General features: G+C 71.0%; 18 protein-coding genes. 5 read left to right on the top strand and 13 right to left on the bottom strand.

Features of this window, described 5'->3' with window-relative positions; translation table 11 throughout:
* Positions 1 to 207: 207 nt before the first annotated feature.
* A complete protein-coding gene (locus tag NYO99_RS05115; RefSeq protein ID WP_268166009.1) occupies positions 208 to 2,586 on the top strand; it encodes a beta-galactosidase in 2,379 nt (792 codons plus the stop codon).
* On the opposite strand, the gene NYO99_RS05120 is transcribed toward NYO99_RS05115, so the two are convergent.
* The 5 genes from NYO99_RS05120 to NYO99_RS05140 all read right to left on the bottom strand — a co-directional run bounded on the left by NYO99_RS05120 (position 2,550) and on the right by NYO99_RS05140 (position 7,340).
* Positions 2,550 to 3,449, bottom strand: a complete 900-nt coding sequence (locus tag NYO99_RS05120; RefSeq protein ID WP_268166010.1) for a DMT family transporter — start codon at positions 3,447 to 3,449, stop codon at positions 2,550 to 2,552. The genes NYO99_RS05115 and NYO99_RS05120 overlap by 37 nt on opposite strands.
* On the bottom strand, positions 3,446 to 3,937 hold the full coding sequence (locus NYO99_RS05125) for a methylated-DNA--[protein]-cysteine S-methyltransferase (RefSeq protein WP_268166011.1): 492 nt from the start codon (positions 3,935 to 3,937) through the stop codon (positions 3,446 to 3,448). Before NYO99_RS05125 ends, NYO99_RS05120 begins: the two co-directional genes overlap by 4 nt.
* Positions 3,934 to 5,394, bottom strand: coding sequence for a DNA-3-methyladenine glycosylase 2 family protein (locus NYO99_RS05130; protein ID WP_268166012.1), 1,461 nt, complete (start codon positions 5,392 to 5,394; stop codon positions 3,934 to 3,936). The genes NYO99_RS05125 and NYO99_RS05130 overlap by 4 nt, the downstream gene beginning before the upstream one ends.
* A 73-nt stretch (positions 5,395 to 5,467) precedes the next feature.
* On the bottom strand, positions 5,468 to 6,220 hold the full coding sequence (locus NYO99_RS05135; RefSeq protein WP_268166013.1) for a LytR/AlgR family response regulator transcription factor: 753 nt from the start codon (positions 6,218 to 6,220) through the stop codon (positions 5,468 to 5,470).
* Positions 6,221 to 6,233: 13 nt separating this feature from the next.
* Positions 6,234 to 7,340 carry a sensor histidine kinase gene (locus NYO99_RS05140; protein WP_268166014.1) on the bottom strand — a complete coding sequence of 369 codons (1,107 nt, stop codon included), beginning with the start codon at positions 7,338 to 7,340 and terminating at the stop codon, positions 6,234 to 6,236.
* A gap of 150 nt (positions 7,341 to 7,490) precedes the next feature.
* Between NYO99_RS05140 and NYO99_RS05145 the strand changes: the two genes are divergently transcribed.
* The 3 genes from NYO99_RS05145 to NYO99_RS05155 are packed head-to-tail and all read left to right on the top strand — an operon-like array spanning position 7,491 to position 10,832.
* The gene (locus NYO99_RS05145; protein WP_268166015.1) at positions 7,491 to 8,888 is read left to right on the top strand and encodes a phosphomannomutase/phosphoglucomutase; all 1,398 of its coding nucleotides are present in this window, start codon (positions 7,491 to 7,493) and stop codon (positions 8,886 to 8,888) included.
* A 10-nt stretch (positions 8,889 to 8,898) separates the two neighbouring features.
* The gene (locus tag NYO99_RS05150) at positions 8,899 to 9,546 is read left to right on the top strand and encodes a hypothetical protein (protein ID WP_268166016.1); all 648 of its coding nucleotides are present in this window, start codon (positions 8,899 to 8,901) and stop codon (positions 9,544 to 9,546) included.
* On the top strand, positions 9,543 to 10,832 hold the full coding sequence (locus NYO99_RS05155) for a 3-deoxy-D-manno-octulosonic acid transferase (RefSeq protein WP_268166017.1): 1,290 nt from the start codon (positions 9,543 to 9,545) through the stop codon (positions 10,830 to 10,832). Before NYO99_RS05150 ends, NYO99_RS05155 begins: the two co-directional genes overlap by 4 nt.
* On the opposite strand, the gene NYO99_RS05160 is transcribed toward NYO99_RS05155, so the two are convergent.
* The 4 genes from NYO99_RS05160 to NYO99_RS05175 all read right to left on the bottom strand — a co-directional run bounded on the left by NYO99_RS05160 (position 10,795) and on the right by NYO99_RS05175 (position 15,852).
* Positions 10,795 to 12,201, bottom strand: a complete 1,407-nt coding sequence (locus NYO99_RS05160) for an efflux transporter outer membrane subunit (protein WP_268166018.1) — start codon at positions 12,199 to 12,201, stop codon at positions 10,795 to 10,797. The genes NYO99_RS05155 and NYO99_RS05160 overlap by 38 nt on opposite strands.
* A 111-nt stretch (positions 12,202 to 12,312) precedes the next feature.
* Positions 12,313 to 13,899, bottom strand: coding sequence for a DHA2 family efflux MFS transporter permease subunit (locus tag NYO99_RS05165; protein WP_268166019.1), 1,587 nt, complete (start codon positions 13,897 to 13,899; stop codon positions 12,313 to 12,315).
* A 10-nt stretch (positions 13,900 to 13,909) separates the two neighbouring features.
* Positions 13,910 to 15,016, bottom strand: a complete 1,107-nt coding sequence (locus NYO99_RS05170) for an HlyD family secretion protein (RefSeq protein WP_268166020.1) — start codon at positions 15,014 to 15,016, stop codon at positions 13,910 to 13,912.
* On the bottom strand, positions 15,013 to 15,852 hold the full coding sequence (locus NYO99_RS05175) for a pirin family protein (protein ID WP_268166021.1): 840 nt from the start codon (positions 15,850 to 15,852) through the stop codon (positions 15,013 to 15,015). Before NYO99_RS05175 ends, NYO99_RS05170 begins: the two co-directional genes overlap by 4 nt.
* Before the next feature lie 89 nt (positions 15,853 to 15,941).
* On the opposite strand from NYO99_RS05175, the gene NYO99_RS05180 reads away from it, so the two are divergent.
* The gene (locus NYO99_RS05180; RefSeq protein WP_268166022.1) at positions 15,942 to 16,883 is read left to right on the top strand and encodes a LysR family transcriptional regulator; all 942 of its coding nucleotides are present in this window, start codon (positions 15,942 to 15,944) and stop codon (positions 16,881 to 16,883) included.
* Here the strand turns inward: NYO99_RS05180 and ligA are convergent.
* The 4 genes from ligA to NYO99_RS05200 all read right to left on the bottom strand — a co-directional run bounded on the left by ligA (position 16,837) and on the right by NYO99_RS05200 (position 22,583).
* Complete coding sequence (ligA, locus tag NYO99_RS05185) at positions 16,837 to 18,876, bottom strand: NAD-dependent DNA ligase LigA (RefSeq protein ID WP_268166023.1); 2,040 nt, start codon at positions 18,874 to 18,876, stop codon at positions 16,837 to 16,839. The two genes, NYO99_RS05180 and ligA, sit on opposite strands and share 47 nt — an antisense overlap.
* Positions 18,877 to 18,906: 30 nt before the next feature.
* On the bottom strand, positions 18,907 to 19,995 hold the full coding sequence (locus NYO99_RS05190; RefSeq protein ID WP_268166024.1) for an HD-GYP domain-containing protein: 1,089 nt from the start codon (positions 19,993 to 19,995) through the stop codon (positions 18,907 to 18,909).
* Positions 19,996 to 20,189: 194 nt separating this feature from the next.
* On the bottom strand, positions 20,190 to 21,479 hold the full coding sequence (gene paeA, locus NYO99_RS05195; protein ID WP_268166025.1) for a polyamine export protein PaeA: 1,290 nt from the start codon (positions 21,477 to 21,479) through the stop codon (positions 20,190 to 20,192).
* A gap of 54 nt (positions 21,480 to 21,533) precedes the next feature.
* Entirely contained in the window at positions 21,534 to 22,583 is a 1,050-nt protein-coding gene (locus NYO99_RS05200) for a cell division protein FtsZ (protein WP_326494821.1), read from the bottom strand.
* Positions 22,584 to 22,609: the final 26 nt, after the last annotated feature.

The following is a 22,609-nucleotide window of genomic DNA, read 5'->3' on the forward strand; positions in this document are numbered from 1 at the left end:
CGAAGGTAGCGCTACCAATCGCTGGGAGCCGCACGCTACCACGACTGCGACGCGAGGCGGATGACCGGATCTCGCATGGGGAATTGGCCGGCTGCGCCTCCCAAAGGTGCAATCGCTCATGCGCATGAGCGTGACGCGCGGATTGGCATAGCTGTGACGAAAAAAGGAATCCCAGCCGCCGGGTGCGCGTCGCTAGCATCGCCGCGCATGTCCCGACCGATTGACCGCGTTTCTCGCCGCCGCCTGTTGCAAGGCGCCGCCCTGGGCAGCACGCTGCTACCTCTCACCCCGCTGACGGCCCAGGTGCTGGACGCGCCCTCCCCGCGCTTCGCGGTCGGCACGCAGCACTTCATGCTGGACGGCCAGCCGCTGCAGATCCGCTGCGGCGAGATGAACTTCGCTCGCGTGCCGCGCGAATACTGGCGGCACCGCCTGCAGGCCATCCAGGCCATGGGCCTGAACGCCGTCTGCGCCTACCTGTTCTGGAACTTCCATGAATGGCGCGAAGGCCGCTACGACTGGGCCGCCCAGCGTGATGCCGCCGCCTTCTGCCGGCTGGCGCAGGAGCTGGGCCTGTGGGTCATCCTGCGCCCCGGGCCCTACGCCTGTGCCGAGTGGGAGATGGGCGGCCTGCCCTGGTGGCTGCTGAAGAAGTCGCCCAGCGATGCCTTCTTGCGCACCCGCGACCCCGCCTATGTGGCGCCGGCCCGGCGCTGGATGCGCGAGGTGGGCCGTGAGCTGGCGCCGCTGCAGATCACCCGCGGTGGCCCCATCCTGATGGTGCAGGTGGAGAACGAGTACGGCTTCTATGGCGACGACCTGGCCTACATGCGCGAGATGCGCCAGGCGCTGCTGGACGGGCAGTTCGACGTGCCGCTGTTTCAGTGCAACCCGACCAACGCCGTCGCCAAGACCCACATCCCCGAGCTGCTGTCGGTGGCCAACTTCGGCAGCGACCCGCAGCGCGGCTTCAACGCGCTGAAGGCCGTGCAGCAAGGCCCGCTGATGTGCGGCGAGTACTACTCCGGCTGGTTCGACACCTGGGGCACGCCGCACCGCAAGGGCGATGCCGCCAAGGCCGTGGCCGACCTCGCCTGGATGCTGAAGGCCGGTGGCTCCTTCAGCCTCTACATGGCCCATGGCGGCACCAGCTTCGGCCTGTGGGGCGGCTGCGACCGCCCCTTCCGCCCCGACACCACCAGCTACGACTACGACGCCCCCATCAGCGAGGCGGGCTGGACCGGCGAGAAGTTCCAGGCCTACCGCGAGGGCCTGCGCCCCTTCCTGCCGGCCGGTGAGACGCTGCCGCCGCCCCCACCGCGCCAGCCCGTCATCGCCATCCCGCCCTTCACGCTAAAAGACGCGGCGCCGGTGCTGGCCAACCTGCCGTCGCGCCGACTGCGCGTGGACAGCCCGCAGCCCATCGAGGCCTACGACATCAGCCGCGGCCTCGTCGCCTACCGCACGACGCTCCCCGCCGGACCGGCTGGCGTGCTGGAGGTGGCCAAGGCCCGCGACCTGGCCTGGGTGCACGTGGACGGCCAGCCCGTCGGCAGCTTCGACACCCGCCACCGCCGCTACCGCGTGCGGCTGCCGGCACGCGCCAAAGCGGTCAGCGTGGAGATCCTGCTCTACACCATCGCTCGCGTGAACTTTGGCGTGGAGGTGCATGACCGCAAGGGCCTGCACGGCCCGGTGAGCTTCACGCCCGTCGGTGGCGAGCCGCAGCCCGTCACGGGCTGGGACATCCGTGCCATCGACTTCGACGCCGATGCTGCGCTGCCGCCGCTGAAGTTCCGCGCGGCCCGGCCCGCGGACGCCACGACGGCCGCGTTCTGGCGCGGCAGCTTCCGGCTGGACGAGGTGGGCGACAGCTTCCTGGACCTGTCCTCCTGGGGCCAGGGCATCGTCTGGGTCAACGGCCAGTGCCTGGGCCGCTACTGGAGCATCGGCCCCACGCAGACGCTGTACCTGCCGGCACCGTGGCTGCGCCGGGGCCGCAACGACATCGTCGTGCTGGACCTGACCGGCCCGCGACGCGCCGAGATCACCGGGCTCACCACGCCCATCCTCGACCGCCTGCGGCCCGAGCTGGATCTGCCCCAGCCTGCCCACCACGCCCGCCCGCAGCTGGACGGCGTCACGCCCGTGCTGGACGGCGAGTTCGCGCCCGGTGGAGCCACGCAGGTGCTGCGCTTCGCGGCGCCGGTCACGGGCCGCTTCTTCGCGCTGGAGGTGCCGGACCAGGCCATAGCGGCCATCGCCGAGATCGCGCTGCTGGACGCGTCCGACAAACCGCTGAACCAGTCCAACTGGACCATCGCCTACGTCAGCAGCGAGGAGCGGCTCAGCACCGACGGCTCGGCGCTGAATGCCATCAACGGCCAGAACTCCGATTGCTGGATCAGCGCGCACAGCCAGGCACCGGCCGCGCCGCCGCCGCACCGGCTTATCGTGGACATGGGCCGCAGCGTCGAGGTCGCGGCGCTGCGCTACACGCCGCGCCAGGGGCCCGACGGCGTGGCTGGCCGCATCCGACGCTACCGCGCCTACCTGGGCGACGGCCTCGTGAACGGGCTTGACTGAACCAGGCCCAGCGCCAGCGCAATGCCCACCAGCACGATGGCGCCGCCCATCAGCATCTGCGCCGTGACGGGCTCGCGCAGGAACAGCCATCCCCACAGGATGGCAAACAGCGGGATCAGAAAGGTCACCGACACCGCGTTGGTGGGCCCGACGCGGCTCATCAACCGGAAATACATCAGGTAGGCCAGCGCCGTGCACAGGCTGGCCAGTGCAAGCGCGCTGCCCCAAGCCACGGCGCCAGGCAGCGCCACGGGCCATTGCCACAGGGCCGGCAGCACCAGCAGCAGCGCAGCCGCCGCCTGGCTGCCCGTGGCCACAGCCAGCGGTGGCACGCCGGTCAGCCAGCGCCGGGTGGCGTTGGCGGCGAGGCCATAGCACAGCGTGGCCACCGCGCAGGCCAGCACGGCCCACAAGCCCGCATGGTCGGCGCCGGGTTTGAAGCTGGCCTTGTCCCAGGCCAGGAAGGTCACGCCCGCGAAGCCGATCGCCAGCCCCAGCACGCGCAGCCGCGTCAGGCCCTGGCCCAGCCAGGCGAAGGCCACCACGGCCGTCCACAGCGGCGTGGTGGCGTTCACGATGCTGGACAGCCCGGCAGTGATGGACATCGCCGCGAACGAGAACAGCGCGAACGGGATGGCGCTGTTCAGCGCCCCGACGACCAGCAGGCCGCGCCAATGCGTGCGCAGCTCGGCCAGTTGCCCGCGCGAGGCCAGCAGCGGCAGCAGCAGCACGCTGGCCAGGCCGACCCGCACGAAGGCCAGGGCTAGCGGCCCGAACTCCTGCGCACCCAGCCGCATAAACAGGAAGGACGCGCCCCACAGCGCCGCGAGCAGCACCAGCTCGCCGAGATCGAAGAGCTTCATGCGGCAGCGCGCTCCAGCGCCAGCAGGGCCTTCTTGCGCGCCAGGCCGCCGGCATAGCCTGTCAGCGAGCCGTCGGCCCCGACGACGCGATGGCAGGGCACCAGCACCGCGATCGGGTTGCGTCCCACTGCCGCGCCGAGGGCCCGGGCCGCGTTGGCGCGCCCCAGGCGCTGCGCCAGCCGGCCGTAGGTGTCGGGCGCGCCGGGCGGGATGTCCAGCAGCGCACGCCACACGGCGCGCTGGAAGGCGGTGCCGGCCGGGTCCAGCGGCGGCAGCGTGAACGCCCGGCCGCTGAAGTAGGCGGCCAGCGCGTCGGCCGTGGCGGCAAGGACGGAGTCCTGGCCGTCGTCCACCGGCACGGCCAGCGCGCCGGGGTGGTGCTTCTGGCCGTCAAACCACAGGCCCGACAGGCCGGCGGCACTGCACGCGGCGGTCAGCGGGCCCAGCGGCGTCGCCAGGCGTCGCTGCAGCAGGTGATGGGAAGTCATGCATGTCTCCAGAGATGCAGCACGGCGTAGCTGCGAAACGGGCGGCAGCCCTCGGCGGCCAGCTGGTAGGCGCGCGGCGACAGCGGCGGGCCGTCGCCGCTGAGGGCCTTGCGCAGCACCACGTCGCCGGGCGGGAATGCGTCGGGCCAGCTCCAGCCGCGCATCAGCATGTAGGCCGCTGTCCAAGGGCCGATGCCGGGCAACTGCGTCAGCTGCTCGGCAGCCGCCTCCGGCGTGCCTTCGCGGCGCGCAAACGCGAGCTGCGGCCAGGCCTGGGCCAACGCGATCAGGCAGTCGGCGCGGCGGCCGATGATGCCCAGCGAGGCAATGTCGTCGCGCGTGGCGGTGGCGATGCGCTCGGGCTTGGGAAACAGGCACTGGCAGCCCTCGGGCGCCTCAGCCAGCGGCTCGCCGAAGCGCTCGACGAAGCGGCCCGCCAGCGTGCGCGCCGCCGCCACCGTGACCTGCTGGCCCAGCACCGCGCGCACCGCCAGCTCGAAGCGGTCCAGGCAGCCGGGCAGCCGCTGCCCCGGCACGGCGGCCGGCCCGGGCACCTGGCCCAGCGCGGCGGCGATGGCGGTGGGGTCGGCGTCCAGGTCCAGCCAGCCGCGCAGCCGCGGCAGCAGCGTGCCGACGGCCGGCCACAGCCCCGGCGACAACTCGACCGTCACTTCGCCGACCCGCGCAAAGCCCACCCGCAGCCAGCCCGCATGGCGCTGGCCGCCATGCACCAGCGCCAGCGAGCGCGTGATGGCGCCATCGGCCACCTGCTCGACGCCGGCCACCGCGCGCGGCGCCAGGAAAGCCAGCACGCCCGGCACGTCGTACGGCGCCCGGTAGGCCAGCCGCAGCCGCGAGGCCGGCGGCGCACTGCCCTCGCGCCCGGCGCGGCGCAGCGCCGTGGGCTGCAGCCGGTAGTGCTCGAGAAAGGCCGCGTTGAAGCGCCGCAGGCTCGCAAAGCCGGCCGCGTGCGCCACGGCCTGCACGGGCAGTGCGCTGTCCGTCAGCAGCGACTTGGCCAGCAGCAGGCGGCGCGTCTGCAGGTACTGCAACGGCGACACGCCGTGCTCGGCCTGGAAGATGCGGCGCAGGTGCCGGCCGCTGACGCCGAGGTGGGTGGCCAGGCCCTCCACGCTGGCCTCGGGGTCGTCACAGGCGTCCAGCCACCGGGCGGCCTGCTGGGCCAGCGTGCGGGAGGCGTCCGCGGTCGTCCACGGCAGGTCCTGCGGGGCGAGTTCGGGGCGGCACTTCATGCAGGGCCGAAAGCGCTGCGCCTCGGCCTGCGCGGCCGACGCGAAGAAACGGCAGTTCTCGCGGCGCGGCAGCCGCACGCGGCAAACGGGGCGGCAGTAGATGCCGGTGGACGTCACGCCCACGTAGAGCCGGCCGTCGAAGCGCGCATCACGCGCCTGAAGGGCGGCGTAGGCGGCATCGGGGGGCAGGTGGGCGTGCAACATGCGGCCAGTCTAGGGGGCGGGCCTGCCGGCGACTGGCAGTTTCCGGACATGCCCTCCCGCCCAGCGCCGCGGCCTACATCGCCTTGAACAGATGGACGTAGGCGCGGCTCACCGGCAGCTCGCGCGCGCTGCCCTTGACGCGCACGAACAGGCGGCTCTGGTCATCCCGCCGCGTACCGGCCACGTGGTCGAGGTTGATGATGGTGGCGCGGTGAACCTGCCAGAAGCGGTCGGGGTCCAACTGGGTTGCGAGCTCAGCGATGGGCGTGCGGATCAGGTGCTCGGCCGCCGCCGTCTGCACGACGGTGTACTTGTCGTCGGCGTGGAAGAACAGCACGTCTTCCACCGGCACCTGGTGCATCAGCTCACCCTGGGCGGCTCGCACATAGCGCAGCCGCGTGGGCGTGCCCGGCTGCGCCAGCAGGCGGCGCAGCGTGTCGGCCAGGGCGCCCTCCTCCCCCGGCGCCGCGGCGGGTGCGGCACGCAGGCGCTGCACGCAGGCCGCCAGGCGCTCGGCCTTCAAGGGCTTGAGCAGGTAGTCCACCGCGCGGGCCTCGAAGGCCTCCACGGCGTACTGGTCATAGGCGGTCACGAAGACCACGCGGGTAGCGCCCTCGATGCCCTGGGCCACTTCCAGCCCCGTCAGGCCCGGCATCTGGATGTCCAGGAAAGCGATGTCGGGCCGCAGCTCGGCGATGGCGGCCGCGGCCTCCACGCCGTTGGCGGCCAGGCGCAGCACACGCAGGTCGGGCCAGGCCTGCGCGAGCTGCGCCTTCAGGTACTGGGCGAGATGGGGTTCGTCGTCGGCGATCAGGGCAGTTGTCATGCGGCTGTGGGCATCAATCGGGGAAAGGAATGCGGATCAGGGCCAGCGTGCCGCCACCGTCGCGTGGCGCCAGCGTCAGCGTGGCGGTAGCGCCCCAGCGGGCGGCGAGCCGGGCGCGGATGTTGTCCAGCGCGACGCCATTGCCGGGCCGCCGGCGCGGCGCGTCCAGCCCCTGGCCGTCGTCGGCGACGCTGATGCACAGGCCTTGGGCGTCGCGCTGCGCCGAGATGGTGATCTCGCCGCCGTCAATCTTGGGCTCCAGGCCGTGGTGCACGGCGTTCTCCACCAGCGGCTGGATCAGCAGCGGCGGCAGCGCCACGCCGGCCAGCTCGGGCGGCAGCACCAGCCGCATGCGCAGCCGCTCGCCCATGCGCAGTTGCATCAGGCCGAGGTAGGCCTCCAGCATCGCGAACTCCTGAGCCAGCGTCGTCGACTCGCCGCGCAGCTGGCCCAGGCTGGCGCGCAGGTAGTCGGTGAAGCGCTCCAGCATGAGCTTGGCACGCGGCGGGTCGAAGTCGATCAGGCTCTGCACATTGGCCAGCGTGTTGAACAGGAAGTGCGGCTCGATCTGGCCCTGCAGCAGTCGCAGCTGTGCCTCGGTGGCCTGCTGGCTGGCCTGGTAGGCCCGTGCACGCGCGCCGAAGTAGATGTGCATCAGCCAGGTGATGCACAGCGAGGTGGCCAGCGACGCGATCACCAAGACACGGCCACGCTCGCCAACAAACCACGCCAGGTTGGCGCCGGTGAACAACAGCCCCAGCGGCCAGCCGATGACGACGCCCACCATGGGCACGCCGGCGAAGTACGCGGTGCGCTGCATGCTCGTCCAGCGGCGCATGCGCTCACGCGTGCCGAACACGCGGCCGAGCACGCGATACAGCCCGTGGATCAGAAGGCCAATGGTCATGGAGACGATGAGGTTGCGGCCGAACCAAACCATGGTCTGCGCCAGACTCCAGCGCCCGCCCAACCAGCTCAGCGCAGTCAGCACCACGGCGATGCCGAGGCAGAACAACAGCGTCCACAGCAAATGCAGCCAGCCCGGCCCCACGGGCTCGTCGGTCTGGTAGTGAATCCAGGAGCGCCAGGAGGCGCGAACGTCAGCAGAGGTCAGCGGCATGGCGGCGAGTGTAGGAAGCCCCCGCGGCATGCCCCTTGCATGAGCGACGAATCGACAGCCGGCGCGACGGATGGCGGGTCATGAAGCGTCATGGGCCATGCCTACAATCCGCCGCGATTTCGAAACCAATCCAGCTTCCAAAGGGATTCCATGCAGGTCAACGCATCCATCTTCAAGGCCTACGACATCCGTGGCGTCGTCGGCAAGACCTTGGACGAGGCGCTCGCCGAACACCTGGGCCGCGCCTTCGGCACCGAGGCCAAGGCGCTGGGCGAGAAGGCCGTGGCCGTGGGCCGTGACGGCCGCCTGTCGGGCCCGGGCCTGGTGGCTGCGCTGATCCGTGGCATCGCGTCGACCGGCCTGGACGTCGTCGACATCGGCGCCGTGACCACGCCCATGCTGTACTACGTGGCCGCCACGCGCGGCAAGCATGGCTGCAACTCCGGCATCATGGTCACGGGCAGCCACAACCCGAAGGACTACAACGGCTTCAAGATGGTGCTCAAGGGTGCCGCCGTGTACGGCGAGCAGATCCAGGGCCTGAAGAAGCGCATCGAAGCCGAGGACTACGCCACGGGCAAGGGCCGTGTCGGCCACATGAACATCGTGCCCGAGTACACGGCTCGCGTCGTCAAGGACTGCAAGCTGGCCCGCCCGATGAAGATCGTCGTCGACAGCGGCAACGGCATCCCCGGCGCCTCGGCCCCGGCCATCCTGCGTGCGCTGGGCTGCGAAGTCATCGACATCTTCTCCAAGGTGGACGGCGACTTCCCCAACCACCATCCCGATCCCAGCCGCCCCGAGAACCTGGAAGACCTGAAGAAGATCGTCCACGCCACCGACGCCGAACTGGGCCTGGCCTTCGACGGCGACGGCGACCGCCTCGGCATCGTCACCAAGGATGGCGAGATGATCATGCCGGACCGCCAGATCATGCTGCTGGCCGCCGACATCCTGAAGCGCCAGCCCGGCGCCGAGATCATCTTCGACGTCAAGTGCACGCAGCGCCTGGCGCCGTGGATCAAGGAACACGGCGGCAAGCCGCTGATGTGGATGACCGGCCACTCGCTGGCCAAGGCCAAGCTGAAGGAAACCGGCGCACCGCTGGCCGGCGAGCTGTCGGGCCACATCTTCTTCAGCGAGCGCTGGTACGGCTTCGATGACGCGATGTACACGGCCGGCCGCATGCTGGAGATCCTGAGCCGTGACGCCGACCCCAGCGCCACGCTGAAGGGCCTGCCCAACAGCTTCAACACGCCCGAGATCAACGTGCCCTGCGCCGAAGGCGAGCACCACGAAGTCGTCAAGCAGCTGAAGGCACTGGTGACCACCGCCGACCTGCCGGGCGTGCTGGAGATCAACACCATCGACGGCATGCGCTTCGAGTACGCCGACGGCTTCGGCCTGATCCGCCCGTCCAACACCACGCCGGTGCTGGTGCTGCGCTTCGAAGGCCACACGCCCGAGGCACTGGAGCGCATCCAGCACGATGTGCTGGCCCAGCTCAAGCGCGTGAAGCCGGACGCGCAGTTTGCGGCCGGTCACTGAGACCAGGCGCATGAAGACGGCAGCACGCCCGCTGTGGCTGAACAGCCAACTGCCGCAGCTGCTGCGGCCCCGCGTGCTCTGGGGCCTGCAGGTGCTGCCGCTGGCGGGCCTGGTGCTGTCGTTTGTGCCGTGGTTCGTCTGGCTCGTGCCCTGGATCGAGGCACGCTATCCGTCGCTGCACCCCATGACGGGCGAGGTCGTGGGCGTCATGCTGCTGCTCCTGGGTCTGATGCTGGTCGGCATCGTCGCGGGCATGTGGCTGGGCTGGCGACTCAATGAACAGGTCTGCCGCCACCACTTCGGATGGCCGGCCGACGCGGTCCACCGCGTGTTCCGTCAGTCGCAGCTGCCCGCAGCTTGGCTCAAGCCCGGCGTGGGCTCAACGGATGCTGACGCCGAGGCCACCCGCGCCGCCCAGGCGCAGATGCAGTCCGGCGTGGTCGCCTACGTCGTCAAGGTGGGCGTGCTGCGCTGGGGGCTGATGATGTTCGTGGCCATGGCCGTGGTGCCCAGGCTGCTGCGGGATGAACCGCTGCAGCTGCGTGGGCTGGCGGTGCAGGCCCTGATCTGGCTCGTGGGCGGCGCTGGCTTTGGCCTGGTGCTGTGGGCGATCGAGCGCGCCCGGCAGCGCAAGCAATCCCCATCGGATTCGCCTTGAGCGACGCCCTCGCCCGCTGGGCCTACGCGGCCCTGCTGCGGTTGTTGACGCCTCTGTACCTGCTGCGCCTGTGGCGGCGCGGCGCGCGGGAGCCGCTCTACCGTCATGCGATGGCCGAGCGGCTCGGCATGTTCTCCGGGCCTACCGCGCCGGGTCGGCTGTGGGTCCATGCGGTGTCGCTGGGCGAGACGCGCGCCGCCAGCGCCCTCATCGACGCGCTGCGCGCGCGCGACCCGACACTCAAGTTGCTGCTGACCCATTCGACAGCCACTGGCCGCGAGGCCGGCCAGGCGCTGCTGCGCGAGGGTGATGCGCAGACCTGGCTGCCCTACGACACGCCCGGCGCCGTGCGGCGCTTCCTGCGCCACTGGCAGCCGCGCCTGGGTGTGCTGATGGAAACCGAGGTCTGGCCCACGCTGCAGCGCGAGGCGGAAGCGGCCGGCCTGCCCATGGTGCTGGCCAACGCCCGCCTGTCCGAGAAAAGCCTGCGCCAGGGCATGCGCTTTGGCGCGCTGCTGCGCCCGGCCGCGCGGCGCATGACGCTGGCGCTGGCGCAGACCGAGGCCGACGCGCAGCGCATCCGCGCCATGGGCACGGCCCGCGTCGAGGTGGCCGGCAACCTGAAGTACGACATCGCCGTGGACCCGGCGCTGATTGCGCGCGGCCAGGCCTGGTCGCAGCGACTGGGCCGGCCGGTGCTGATGCTGGCCGTCAGCCGCGAAGGCGAAGAGGCCGCGCTGCTGGCGGCGTGGGCGCAGCAGCCCCGCCCTCGCCCGCTGCTGGCCATCGTGCCGCGCCACCCGCAGCGCTTCGATGAGATCGCCGGCCTCATCCAGGCGGCCGGCTTCACGCTGGCGCGGCGCAGCCGCTGGGGCGACGAGCCGCCGGCCGACGCGCTGCAAGCGGACGTCTGGCTGGGCGACTCCATGCGCGAGATGCCGCTGTACTACGGCCTGGCCAGCGTCGCGCTGCTGGGCGGCAGCTTCGAGCCGCTGGGTGGCCAGAACCTCATCGAGGCGGCGGCCTGCGGCTGCCCGGTGCTGGCCGGGCCGCACACGTTCAACTTCGCCGAGGCCACCGAGTTGGCGCTGGCCGCCGGTGCCATCGAGCGCTGTGACGGACTCAGCGAAGCCGTGCTGCGCGGGCTGCAACTGTGCGGCGACGCGGCGCCCTCACGCCAGGCGATGGCAGCGAAGGCGCTGGCCTTCGCGGCCGCTCACCGTGGCGCGGCGGCGCGCATGACCGGCGTCATCCTTTCACTGCCCAGCCGCCGCCCAAGGCCTTGACGAGCTGCGCCGTCGCCGCCCACTGCGCGCCGCGCAGCTGGGCCAGCGCACGCTCGGTGGCCAGCGGCGTGCGCTCGGCCTCGGTCACGTCCAGGTAGCTGACCGCGCCCTGGGCGTAGCGGCTGCGGGCCACGGCCAGCGCCTGGCTGCTGGAAGCCAGCGTGCGCGCCTGCGCCTCGGCAACCGCCGTGCGGCCTTGCAGTTCGGCCAGTGCATCGTCCACCTCGCGCAGCGCCTGCAGCATGCGGCCGCGAAAGGCGGCCAGCGACTCATCGACCGAAGCCTTGGACGACGCCAGGTTGGCCTGGTTGCGACCGCCGTCGAACAGCGGCAGCGAGACGCTGGGGCCGATGTTGTAGAGCCGCGCCGGTGCGGACAGCAGCGCGCCCAGGTCCTCGCTCGAGTAGCCGAAGCTGCCAGTCAGCTTGATGGATGGGTAGAAGGCCGCCTCGGCGATGCCCACCTGGGCCGTCGCCGCATGCAGCTGCGCCAGGCTTTGCGCCAGGTCGGGGCGGCGCTGCAGCAGTTCCGACGGCAGGCCGGCGCGGATGGCGGGCGGCGTGGCGAGCGGGGCTGCGGTGAGCCTGAGCTCGCCGGCGGCCTGGCCGGTCAGCGCGGCCAGCTGGTTCAGCACCAGCGCCTGGCGGCGCGGCAGGTCGGCTACATCGGCGTCGGCAGCGGCCAGCTCGGCGCGCACGCGTTCCAGGTCTTGCGTCGTCGCGGCGCCGGCGTCGAAGCGCGTCTGCGCGACGCGCAAGGCCTGGGCGCGGCTGTCGCGCAGCCGCTGCAGCGCAATGGCCTCGTCGGCCAGCGCGCGCCATTGCCAGTAGGCGGCGGCGACGTCGGCCGTCAGCGACACGCGGGCGGCGGCGGCGTCCAGCGTGGAGGCGTCCAACTGGGCCTGGGCCGCCTCCTGCTGGCGCTTCACGCGGCCCCACAGGTCCAGCTCCCAGCCCAGGCTGGCCGTCAGGCCAAAGCTCTCGCCCTCGAAGCTGACGGCGCGGCCATTCAGCACCGGCGTCGTCGTGGCCCGGGCCGAGGTGCGCAGGCCGCCGGCATTGGCGCCGACGTCCACGCGCGGCAGCTGGTCGGCCGTCGTCGCGCCGAACACGGCACGGGCCCGCGCGATGCGTGCGGCGGCGGCGGCCAGCGTGGGGCTGGCTTGCAAGGCCTGGGCCTGCAGCGTGTTCAGTTCGGCGTCGCCAAACATCAGCCACCAGTCGCGCTGCAGCTCGGCGCCGGCCGTGGGCGCTGCGGCTCGGTAGGCTGAGGGCGCGTTGGCGGCGGGCGCCTGGTAGTCGGGGCCGACGGTCGTGCAGGCCGCCAGCGCGGCCGTCATGGTCAACGTGAGGAGAAACTTTGCATTCATCTCGATCTCCGATCCAGAAGGTTCTATCCGGTGACTGCCGCGGAACCGGCTTGGCCGGGCCGCTGGCGGTGCCCCCTCAAGGGGGCGGCCGTCAGGCCGCAGGGGGTGGTCTCAATGGGCGGCTTCGGCGGCGCCAGCCGCGCCACCCATGACCTTCTTGCTCATCCAGACGATGGCCACGCAGCTGAGCAGCGCGACGCCGAGGATGAGGAAGGCATCGTTGTAGGCCATGACAAAGCTGTCGCGGCGCACGAGGTTGTCCAGCGCCTTCAGCGCCATGTCCTGCGCCGTGGCGGCATCAAAGCCCTTGGCCGCGAAGTTGGCCGCCAGCGCCTCCAGCCGCGCCTGCGTGGCGCCGTCGTACAGCGTCACGGCCTCGCCGATGCGGGCGCTGTGCAGGTGCTCGCGGTTGGTCAGCAGCGTGGCCAGCAGCGCAATGCCGACCGAGCCGCCAAGGTTGCGCATCATGTTGAACATGCCCGACGCGCTGGGCAGCAGCTGCGGCGGGATGCCGCTGACGGCGAAGTTGGTCAGCGTGATCATGATGAGCGGCTGGCCCAGCGCACGCACGATCTGCGCGGCGATCAGCTCGGGGCCGGCCGTGTCGGCGCTCATGTGCGTGTTCATGAAGCAGGACAGCGCGAACAGCCCCAGGCCCAGGCTCATCATCACGCGGTTGTCCAGCTGGGTGGAGAGCTTGGCCGCGAACGGCATGATGAACAGCTGCGGCAGCCCCATCCACATGATGACCAGGCCGATCTGCATCGGCGTGTAGTTCGCGATCTGGCCCAGGTACAGCGGCAGGATGAAGGCCGAGCCGTAGAGGCCCATGCCGGTCGTGAACGCGATGACCGCCGCGATCAGGAAGCTGGGCCGGCCCAGGATGTGCAGGTCGATGAAGGTGTTCTTACGCGTCAGGCCGCGCCAGGCCCAGCCATACAGGCCGGCCACCGCCAGCACCGCCGTGCCGACGATGAAGGGGCTGGCGAACCAGTCCTTGGCATTGCCCTCCTCGATCATCGCGGTCAGCGAGCCCAGGCCCAGCGCCATGCACAGGATGCCGAACCAGTCCACGTCGCGCAGCGCCTTGAGGTTCATGGGCTCGCGGTCCAGGCCGTAGGCCACGCCGAAGATCAGCAGCAGGCCGGGCACCCAGTTGATGTAGAAGATGCTGGGCCAGCCGTAGAGCTCGGTCAGGTAGCCGCCCACGGTGGGGCCGAGCGTGGGCGCCAGCGTGGCCGTCATGCCGAACAGCGCCAGGCCCACGGGCCGCTTGTTCAGCGGCAGCTTGCGGGTGACCAGCGTCATCGCCATCGGGATCATCACGCCGCCGGTGAAGCCCTGCGCCGCACGGAACACAATCATGCTTTCCAGGCTCCAGGCCATGCCGCACAGCGTGCTGAACAGCAGGAACAGCGCGACGTTGACGAGCAGGTAGCGCCGCGTGGAGAACACCATGGCCAGGAAGCCGGCCAGCGGGATGACGACGATCTCGGCGACCAGGTAGGCGCTGGAGATCCAGCTGCCCTCTTCCTGCGTGGCCGACAGCGCGCCGAGGATGTCGCGCAGCGAGGAGTTGGTGATGGCGATGTCCAGCACCGCCATGAAGGCGCCCAGCAGGCTGGCCAGCACGGCGATCCAGGTGCGGCCGCTGACGCGCTGGTCGGGCGGCGGTGGGAGGTGGTGGTCGTGACCCATGGTGTGGGGCTCAGACTTCGACTTCCACCTGCACAGACAGGCCAGGCACCAGGCGCGAGGCGGCCTCGCCCAGCGCCTTGAGGCTCTCGGGCTCGAACACCAGCTTCACCGGCACGCGTTGCACGATCTTGGTGAAGTTGCCGGTCGCGTTGTCCGGCGGCAGCAGCGCGAAGCTGGCGCCCGAGGCCGGCGCGAAGCTGTCGACCTTGGCGACCAGGTCGTGGCCGGGGAAGGCATCGACGTGCACATGCACCTTCTGGCCCGGCTTCATCCTGGCGAGCTGCGTTTCCTTGAAGTTGGCGACGATCCAGGTGTCGGCCTCGACGATGGCAGCGAGCTGCTGGCCCGGCTGCACGCGCTGGCCCACCTCCACGGTGCGCTTGCCGATGCGGCCGTCGCTGGCGGCCTTGAGCTCCACATAGCCGAGCTGGTTGTGCGCGTCCTGCAGCTGCGCCTGCGTGGCGAGCTTCTGCGCCTGGGCCGACTGGCGCGCGCTCTCGGCGGCGGCCACCGCCTCTTTGGCGGCGGCGGCGCTGGCCTTGCGGGCGGCCAGGTCGGCACGGGCCACATCACGGGCCGCGAGCGCGGCGTCCAGCTCCTGCTTGCTCGTCGCGCGCAGCTCGGCGCCGAACAGCGCCTGGCTGCGTTTGGCGTCCAGCTCGGTGCGGGCCAGCACGGCCTCGGCCTGGGCCACCTGCGAGGCGGTGGCTGCGGCCTGCGCCTTGGCCTGCGCGATCTGCGCGGCGCTGGTGGCGATGGCCGCATCGGCCTGCGCGATCTGCGCCTTCAGCCGCTCCACCTGCACGGCGGCGTCGGCCGGGTCCAGGCGCAGCAGCACGTCGCCGGCCTTGACGCTGGCGTTGTCCTGCATGCGCATCTCGGTGACGACACCGGCCACGCGCGTGGCGACGGGGTGGATGCGGCCGGCGATGAAGGCGTTGTCCGTCTCCACCAGGTGCTGGCTGCGCCACCACATGCGGCCTCCCAGCCCGATGCCACCGATCAGCAGCGCGGCGCCGATGATGAGCAGCGGCACGGGCGGGCCGCTCTTCTTGCCGTTCAGCGGGCCGTTCGGGGTGGGCTGGGGCGTGACGGCCTGGCTTTGGGGTGCGTTCATGACAGGGAATCCTCAGGAGCGGTGCGGGTGATTCGGGGAGCAAGGCGGCCCATGCCGCCGGAATGGAAGCGCTGCAGCGCGGCGACCACCTGGCTCTCGTCGCTCATCGCGAACGGGCCGTGGCGCACCAGCGGCTCGCGCAGCGGGCGGCCGCTGAACCAGGCCAGGCGCAGCGCCTGCGTGGCCTGCACGCGCTGGGCGGTGTGGTCGGGCAGATGCCAGCCGCAGCCTGGGATCAGCGCGAGTGCGCCCACCCGGCCCTCGCCGTGCACGACAAGGGCGAAGCCCTGCTCGCCGACGGCCAGCGCGGTGTCGACATGGGCGCCGGCATCGATGTCCACGATGGCCAGCGCCGCCGGCCAGCACAGGGGCAGCGGTGCGGCAGCGCCGAACACCTGCACGGCACGCCAGCCATCGCCCTGCCGCCGCGGCATCTGCGCGGCCGCCAGTTGCAGGACCTCGGGCGCGCGCAGCTTCTGGTCGGCCGGCAGGTTCACGAAGATCTGCAGGCCGTGCGCCTCGCGGCCGGGCTCTGCGGGGAATTCGTCGTGCATGACGCCGCGGCCAGCCAGTGTCCAGTGCAGGCCGCCGGGCGCGATCGGATGCGTGCCGCCCAGCGAGTCGCGGCTCACCATGCCAGTGGCCGAGTCGTCGAACAGATAGGTCACGGCCGAGAGGCCGGCATGCGGGTGCGGCGCGAACACCGGCTCGCGCAGGCGGAAGTGGTCGACCTGGATGAACGGGTCCAGCAGCGCCAGCGGCTCACGCCAGCCTTTGGCCTGGAAGCCGGCGCCGATCCGGTGCGGCTGGGCGGGGAGCAGGCGCGGTGTTGACATCGTGCGTCGGACTGTAGAGAGTTCCACTTCTGGCGCATAGGCGCAAAAATCAAACGCTACGTTCCACAAACGAAACGAAACAAACCGAGATGAAAGTCGACGACCTGCTGCTGCTGGCCCAGGTGCACAAGGCGGGCTCGCTGTCCGAGGCGGCCCGCCAACTGGGCGCGCCCAAGGCCACGCTGAGCCGGCGCCTTGCGGCGCTGGAGACGGCCGTGGGCGCGCGGCTATTCGTGCCCGGCGCCAGCCGGCTGACGCTGACCGAACTGGGCGAGCAGCTGGCCGAACGCGCCGCGCGGCACGACGACGACATCGCCGAGACCCGCCACTGGCTGGCCGCGCGCGACGCCACGCCGCAGGGCAAGGTGCGCGTGTCGGTGCCAGCGGAGTTCGCGATGCTGGTGCTGGCCGACAGCTTTGCCCGCTTCGTGCGCCGCTACCCCAAGGTGGAGCTGGAGCTGGACACCACGCCGCGCCGCGTCGACCTGTTCAACGAGCCCTACGACGTGGCCGTGCGCATGGGCCCCGTGGACGAGCCCGAGCTGGTGGCGCGCCAGTTCATGCTGCTGGAGCGCGGGCTGTACGCCAGCCCGGTCTACCTGCAGTCGCGCCCGGCGCCGCAGACGCCGGACGAGCTGGCCGCGCATGACTTCGTGCTGCTGAGCCAGGCCCGCGCCATGAGCCACGTGCTGCACAACGGCCGGCAGTCGGCCGAGGTGCCGCTGCGCGGCCCGCTGGAGGCCAACTCCATCGGCCTGGTGTTGTCGCTGACACGGGCCGGTGGCGGCATCGCCAGCTTCCCGTTCGGCATGGTGGCGCCCGACGTCGCCGCCGGCACGCTGGTGCCGGTGCTGCCCGGCTGGTGCTATGAGCCGCTGCCGGTGCACCTGCTGACCGCCAGCCGGCGGCTGATGCCCGCCAAGACGCGGGCCTTCATCGACCACCTGTTCGAGACCGCCCCCGACTGGGCGCGGCTGCCACTGCTCAGCCCGCGAGCAAAGCCCGCAGACCCGCTTCGTCCAGCACCGTGACACCCAGCGTGCGCGCCTTCTCCAGCTTGCTGCCGGCCTCCTCCCCAGCGATGACGTAGCTGGTCTTCTTGGACACCGAGCCGCTGACCTTGCCGCCGGCGGCCTCGATCAGCGCCTGCGCCTCGTCGCGGGACAGCGTGGGCAGCGTGCCGGTCAGCACCAGCGTCTTGCCCAGCAGCGGACGCGGGCGGTCATCGCCCTCGCCTTCGCTTTCCTTTGGCTGCACGCTGGCCGCCAGCAACTGCTCGACCACCTCGACGTTGTGCGGCTGCGCAAAGAAGGTGTGGATGCTGGCCGCGACGATGGGGCCCACGTCGGGCACCTCCAGCAGCTGCTCGATGCTGGCGCTCATCAGCTTGTCCAGCGTGCCGAAGTGGCGCGCCAGGTCCTTGGCCGTGGTTTCGCCCACTTGCCGGATGCCCAGCGAGAACAGGAAGCGCGCCAGCGTCGGCGTCTTGCTCTTCTCCAGCGCGTCGACGATGTTCTGCGCGCTCTTCTCGGCCATGCGGTCCAGCGCGGCCAGCTTGGCGACGCCCAGCTTGTAGAGGCCCGGCAGGCTCAGCACGATGCCCTGATCCACCAACTGCTCGACGAGCTTGTCGCCCAGGCCCTCGATGTCCATCGCGCGCCGTCCGGCGAAGTGCAGCAGCGCCTGCTTGCGCTGGGCCGGACAGAACACGCCACCGGTGCAGCGGTAGTCCATGCCGCCGCGCTCGCGGGCGGCCGCGCTGTCGCAGACGGGGCAGGCGCGGGGCATGTGGAAGTTGGGCACATAGGCCGCCCGCTCGCCGGGCACACGGCCCACCACTTCGGGAATGACATCGCCCGCGCGGCGGACGATGACGCGGTCGCCCGCGCGCACGCCCTTGCGGCGCATTTCGAAAAGGTTGTGCAGCGTCGCGTTGCTGACCGTCGTGCCGCCGACGAACACCGGCTCCAGGCGCGCCACCGGCGTCAGCTTGCCGGTGCGGCCGACCTGGATGTCGATGGCCAGCAGCGTCGTCACCTGCTCTTGCGCCGGGTACTTGTGCGCCACCGCCCAGCGTGGCTCGCGGGTCTTGAAGCCGAGCTGCTGCTGCAGCGCCCGCGAGTTGACCTTGTAGACGATCCCGTCGATGTCGAAGGGCAGCGCGTCACGCTTGGCCGCCATGGCCTGGTGGAAGTCGATCAGCCCGCGCACGCCCTGCGCCACCACGCGGTCGCCGTTGACCGGCAGGCCGAAGGTCGCCAGCGCGTCCAGCATCGCGGCGTGCGTAGCCGGGATGTCCCAGCCCTGCACCTCGCCCAGCCCGTACGCGTAGAAGCACAGCGGGCGCTGGCGCACCAGCGCCGGGTCCAGCTGGCGGATGGCCCCGGCCGCCGTGTTGCGCGGGTTGACGAAGGTCTTCTCGCCCTTCTCGCGCTGGCGCTCGTTGAGGCGCTCGAAGTCGTCACGGCGCATGTAGACCTCGCCGCGCACCTCCAGCACGGCCGGCGCGTCGCCCCGCAGCCGCAGCGGGATCTGGCCGATGGTGCGCACGTTCTGCGTGACGTCTTCACCCGTCTCGCCGTCGCCGCGCGTGGCGGCCTGCACCAGCACGCCGTGCTCGTAGCGCAGGCTCATGGCCAGGCCGTCGAACTTCAGCTCGGCGGCGTATTCCACCGGCGGGTCGGTCTCGGCCAGCGCCAGTTCGCGGCGCACGCGCGCGTCGAACGCGATGGCGCCGCCCTCGGTGGTGTCGGTCTCGGTCGTGATGGACAGCATGGGCACCACGTGCTGCACCGGCGTCAGCCCGGGCAACACCGCGCCGATGACGCGCTGCGTGGGCGAATCCGCCGTCAGCAGCTCGGGGTGCGCAGCCTCCAGCGCCTGCAGTTCGGCGAACAGCCGGTCGTACTCGGCATCCGGCACCTCCGGCGCGTCGAGCACGTAGTAGCAGTGGGCGTGGTGGTTGAGCTGGGCACGCAGTGCGGCGGCGCGCTGCTGCGCGGGGGTGTCGGAAGCGGCGGTCATGCCGCCATTGTCGCGGCGGCGTGCTGGGGTTCAGTCCGCGAAACGCTCGCGGATGAGACGCCGCGCGTCGTCGTCGGCCAGCAGGGCCTCCACGCAGCCCGTGTCGATGAGATGGCGGCTGGCCTGGCTGCGCAACTCAGCGGCACAGCGGTCCTCATCCCAAGGCTGCTTGTAGGGGCGCGCAGACGACAGCGCGTCGTACATGTCGGCTACCGCCACGATGCGGGCGGGCACCGGAATGTCCTCCATGCGCAGGCCACGGGGATAGCCACTGCCGTCGCCCCGCTCGTGATGGCCGGCGACCACCTGCCGCATGATGTCCGCAGCGCTGTCGCCCTCCAGCCCCAGGTCGGCGACGATGTGGTCCACAAGCTGCTCTCCGATGGCCACATGCTGCTGCATGACGCGCCACTCGTCGGCATTGAGCTTGCCGGGCTTGAGCAGGATGGCGTCCGGAATGCCGACCTTGCCGATGTCGTGCAGCGGCGCGAACAGATGGACGTACTCGATGGCCTCGTCGTTCAGCCCATAGCGGCTGGCCACGCCGCGGCCGATGAGGCGCGAGTACTTGGCCATGCGCTCCAGGTGGTGGCCGGTCTCCACGTCACGGATGCGCGCCAGCCCGGTGGCGATGTCCACCGCGCCGATCAGGTGATGCACCGCCGACAGACGCAGCAGGTAGAGCTGGGAAATGATGTCGGCAAATTGGTCCAGCACGGCGCACACCGTGGGGCTGAATGCCGCCGGCTCCGTGGCGTCGAAGAACACGAATGCCGACAACGTGTCGCCGCGGAACACCGGCAGCGTGTAGCTGCTGCGGTAGTGATGCGACTTGAGCCAGTCGCTGTGCACGGTGGCGGCGGGGAAGCTCGCGTCGATGTCGTCCACCACGCGGCTGGCGCGCGTATCGCGCAGGCGCTGCAGGGACGGCACGCTGGCCAGCGTGGCCTCATGGCGTTGCAAGGTCGGCCCGCCTTCGTTGCTGCTGGCGAAGGTCTTGAGCAGGTCCGTGTCGGGGTCATAGAGCGCGAGTGCGACCCGGGCGATGAAGGGGTAGCGAGTCAGCAGGATGCTGTGCAGGCTCTGGATACGCAAACCCAGGCCTGATCTCTCGATCACGGCGTGATTCAGAACCGGTGCGGAGGTGTGCATGGCGTGGCTGAAAGTCGACGCGACGGCCCATGGTATGCAGCCCGCGCCTCCGCGGCGCGCCCGTGACGGCCGAAACCGCTGCCAGCGCAAGCGGGCGTGACATCCTCACCACGGCGTGCCACGCACCACCCACAACTTGCGCACACGGCCCGCGCCGGGTGCTAGGCCACGCGGGTGACCATCACCTGGTCGACGCGATAGCTGTCCACGTCCACCACTTCGAAGCGCCAGCCCTGCCATTCCACAAGATCGGTGCGGCGCGGAATGCGGCGGAGCATCACCATCAGGAACCCGGCCAGCGTGTCGTAGGTGCCGGCGTTGGGCCAGTCGGCAATGTCCAGTGCCCGTGCGACGTCCGGGATGGGCGTGATGCCATCCGCCAGGAAGGAGCCATCCTCGCGGCGCACGATCTGCTCTTCGTCGTGCGGCGCCACCAGCGCGCCCATCACCGTGCTCATCACGTCATTGAGCGTCACAACGCCCACGACGAGGCTGTACTCGTTGACGATGACGGCGAAGTCCTCATGCGCCTCGCGGAACTGCGTGAGCACCTCCGACAGCGTCAGCCGGTCCGGCACGATGAGCACCTTCTTGACGATGACGCCGCCGTCCTCGCGCAAGGACAGCGGCTCGTCGCGCAGCACGCGCTGGAACAGGTCAGTCGCGTCCACATAGCCCACGACCTGGTCGATGTCGCCATCGTTGCAGACGAGGTAGGTGGAGTGCGGCGTGTCGGCGATGCGGTTGCGGATCAGCGCGTCGTCGTCGTCGCGCGAGAAGAACACGATGCGCTCGCGGTTGGTCATCACCGTCTCGACGGTGCGCGTGTCCAGCTCGAACACGTTGGCGATGACCTGCTGCTCTTCGTCCGCCACGACACCAGCCTGGTAGCCCGCCTCCGTCAGCGCCAGGATGTCGCGGTGGCTGATGGTTTCGTCACGCTTGGCGGGCAGGCCCAGCACGCGGATCAGGCCTTCGGTGATCGCACTGAAGGCCCAGGCCAGCGGTTTCAGCACGCGGCACAGCAGCAGCATGGGCCCCACCAGCGCCATCGCCACACGCTCGGGCTCGTTCATGGCGAGGCGCTTGGGCACCAGGTCGGCCATGACGATGAACAACGTGGTGATGCTGAGGAAGGACGCCGCAAAGCCCAGCGTCGCCGCCAGCTCCGGCGCCACCGCGACGCGCAGCGCGGCCTCGAAATGCGGCGTGAAAGCGCCCTCGCCCACGATGCCGGCGAGGATGGCGACGGTGTTCACGCCGATCTGCACGACCGTGAAGTAGTCGCCCGGCTGGGCCTGCACGGCCAGCACCTGCGCCGCACGCCCATCCCCGGCATCCGCCCGCTGCTGCAGGTTCAGCCGGCGCGATGCAGCCAGCGACAGCTCGGCCATCGAGAAGAACGCACTGGCGGCGATCAGAAGGGCAATCAGCAGCAGGCTGAAGCTCAAGCGGGCTCCGCAGGGTTGGGGCGTTTCAGTTTAGCCGCGCCCCGCGGCCGTCGATCAGCTGAACAGCCGCCGCGCCGCCGGGGACCCCGCCGCCAGATCCCGCTCGGCCAGCGCCGCGTAGAGCTTCTTCAGCTCCACGTCGATGGCGGCGAAGGCATGCAGGCCCAGCACCTGGCCGCGGTCGTCGCAGACCTCGGCCTCCAGGTCGCGCGACAAGGCGCGTGCCGATTCCTGCCAGGCTGCAAACGGCTCCTGCTCGGCGGGCGTTTGCGGCACGTCCAGCGCCAGCGTCAGCTCGCGCAGCGACAGCGCCTCGGGATCCTCCGCCAGCGCGGCCTGGGCATCGAACTGCAGCGTCAGCACCGGCGGCGCGCCCTCTTCGGCGGCCGGCAGCACGAGGCGCCCCGGCAGCGCACCGGCCACAAAGCCATGCCGCGCTGCGGACTGCTGCACGAAGCCTGGCGTCCACGCAGCCGCCTTGGCGCGCAGCAGCAGCGCCAGCTGGGCATCGTGGCTGGCGGCGAACTGGTCCAGCTCGCGGGCGCGCGACACGACGTCCAGCATGTCGGGGAACTGCACATAGCCGCCGACACCATCGGCGAAGGCCTGCACCTTCTGCACGAATTCCGAGTACTCGATCTCGGTCATCGCGCCGCTGCGGTTGGCCATCTTCAGGCCGGCCTGGAACTCGCTGTAGCGCTGACCCGGCGCCGGCAGCTCCCAGTCGCCCGTCTCGGCATTCAGGCCTTCGATCTGGAAAGGCTTGGTGCCGGCGCGGCGGCTGCCCGGCTGATGCTGCAGCGCCAGCTCGCCGGCCACGGGCTGCTCGACGGTGATGGTGGCGATGGCGTCAATCAGCGCATCGATGCGGGCCGAAGGCTTGCGCTGCGGCCGCGCCACGGCGGTCAGTGTGGGGTCCAGGGCGTCCATGCCCGCCAGCGGCTCCGCATCCTCAGCTGGCAGCGCCTGGGTGGGCAGGTCGAAGCTGGGCTCCTCCTGCAGCGGTTGTGCCCGCTTGGGGCCTGCCTTGCGTGCGGCCCAGGCGCCATGCGCCACGACGCCCACCAGCACCACGCCACCGGCGATGGCGAGGAGTTCAGTCAAGCTCAGACTCATTCACTCATCCGTTC

The sequence above is a fragment of the Roseateles hydrophilus genome, assembly GCF_026712245.1.
Classification (GTDB): Bacteria; Pseudomonadota; Gammaproteobacteria; order Burkholderiales; family Burkholderiaceae_C; genus Pelomonas; species Pelomonas hydrophilus.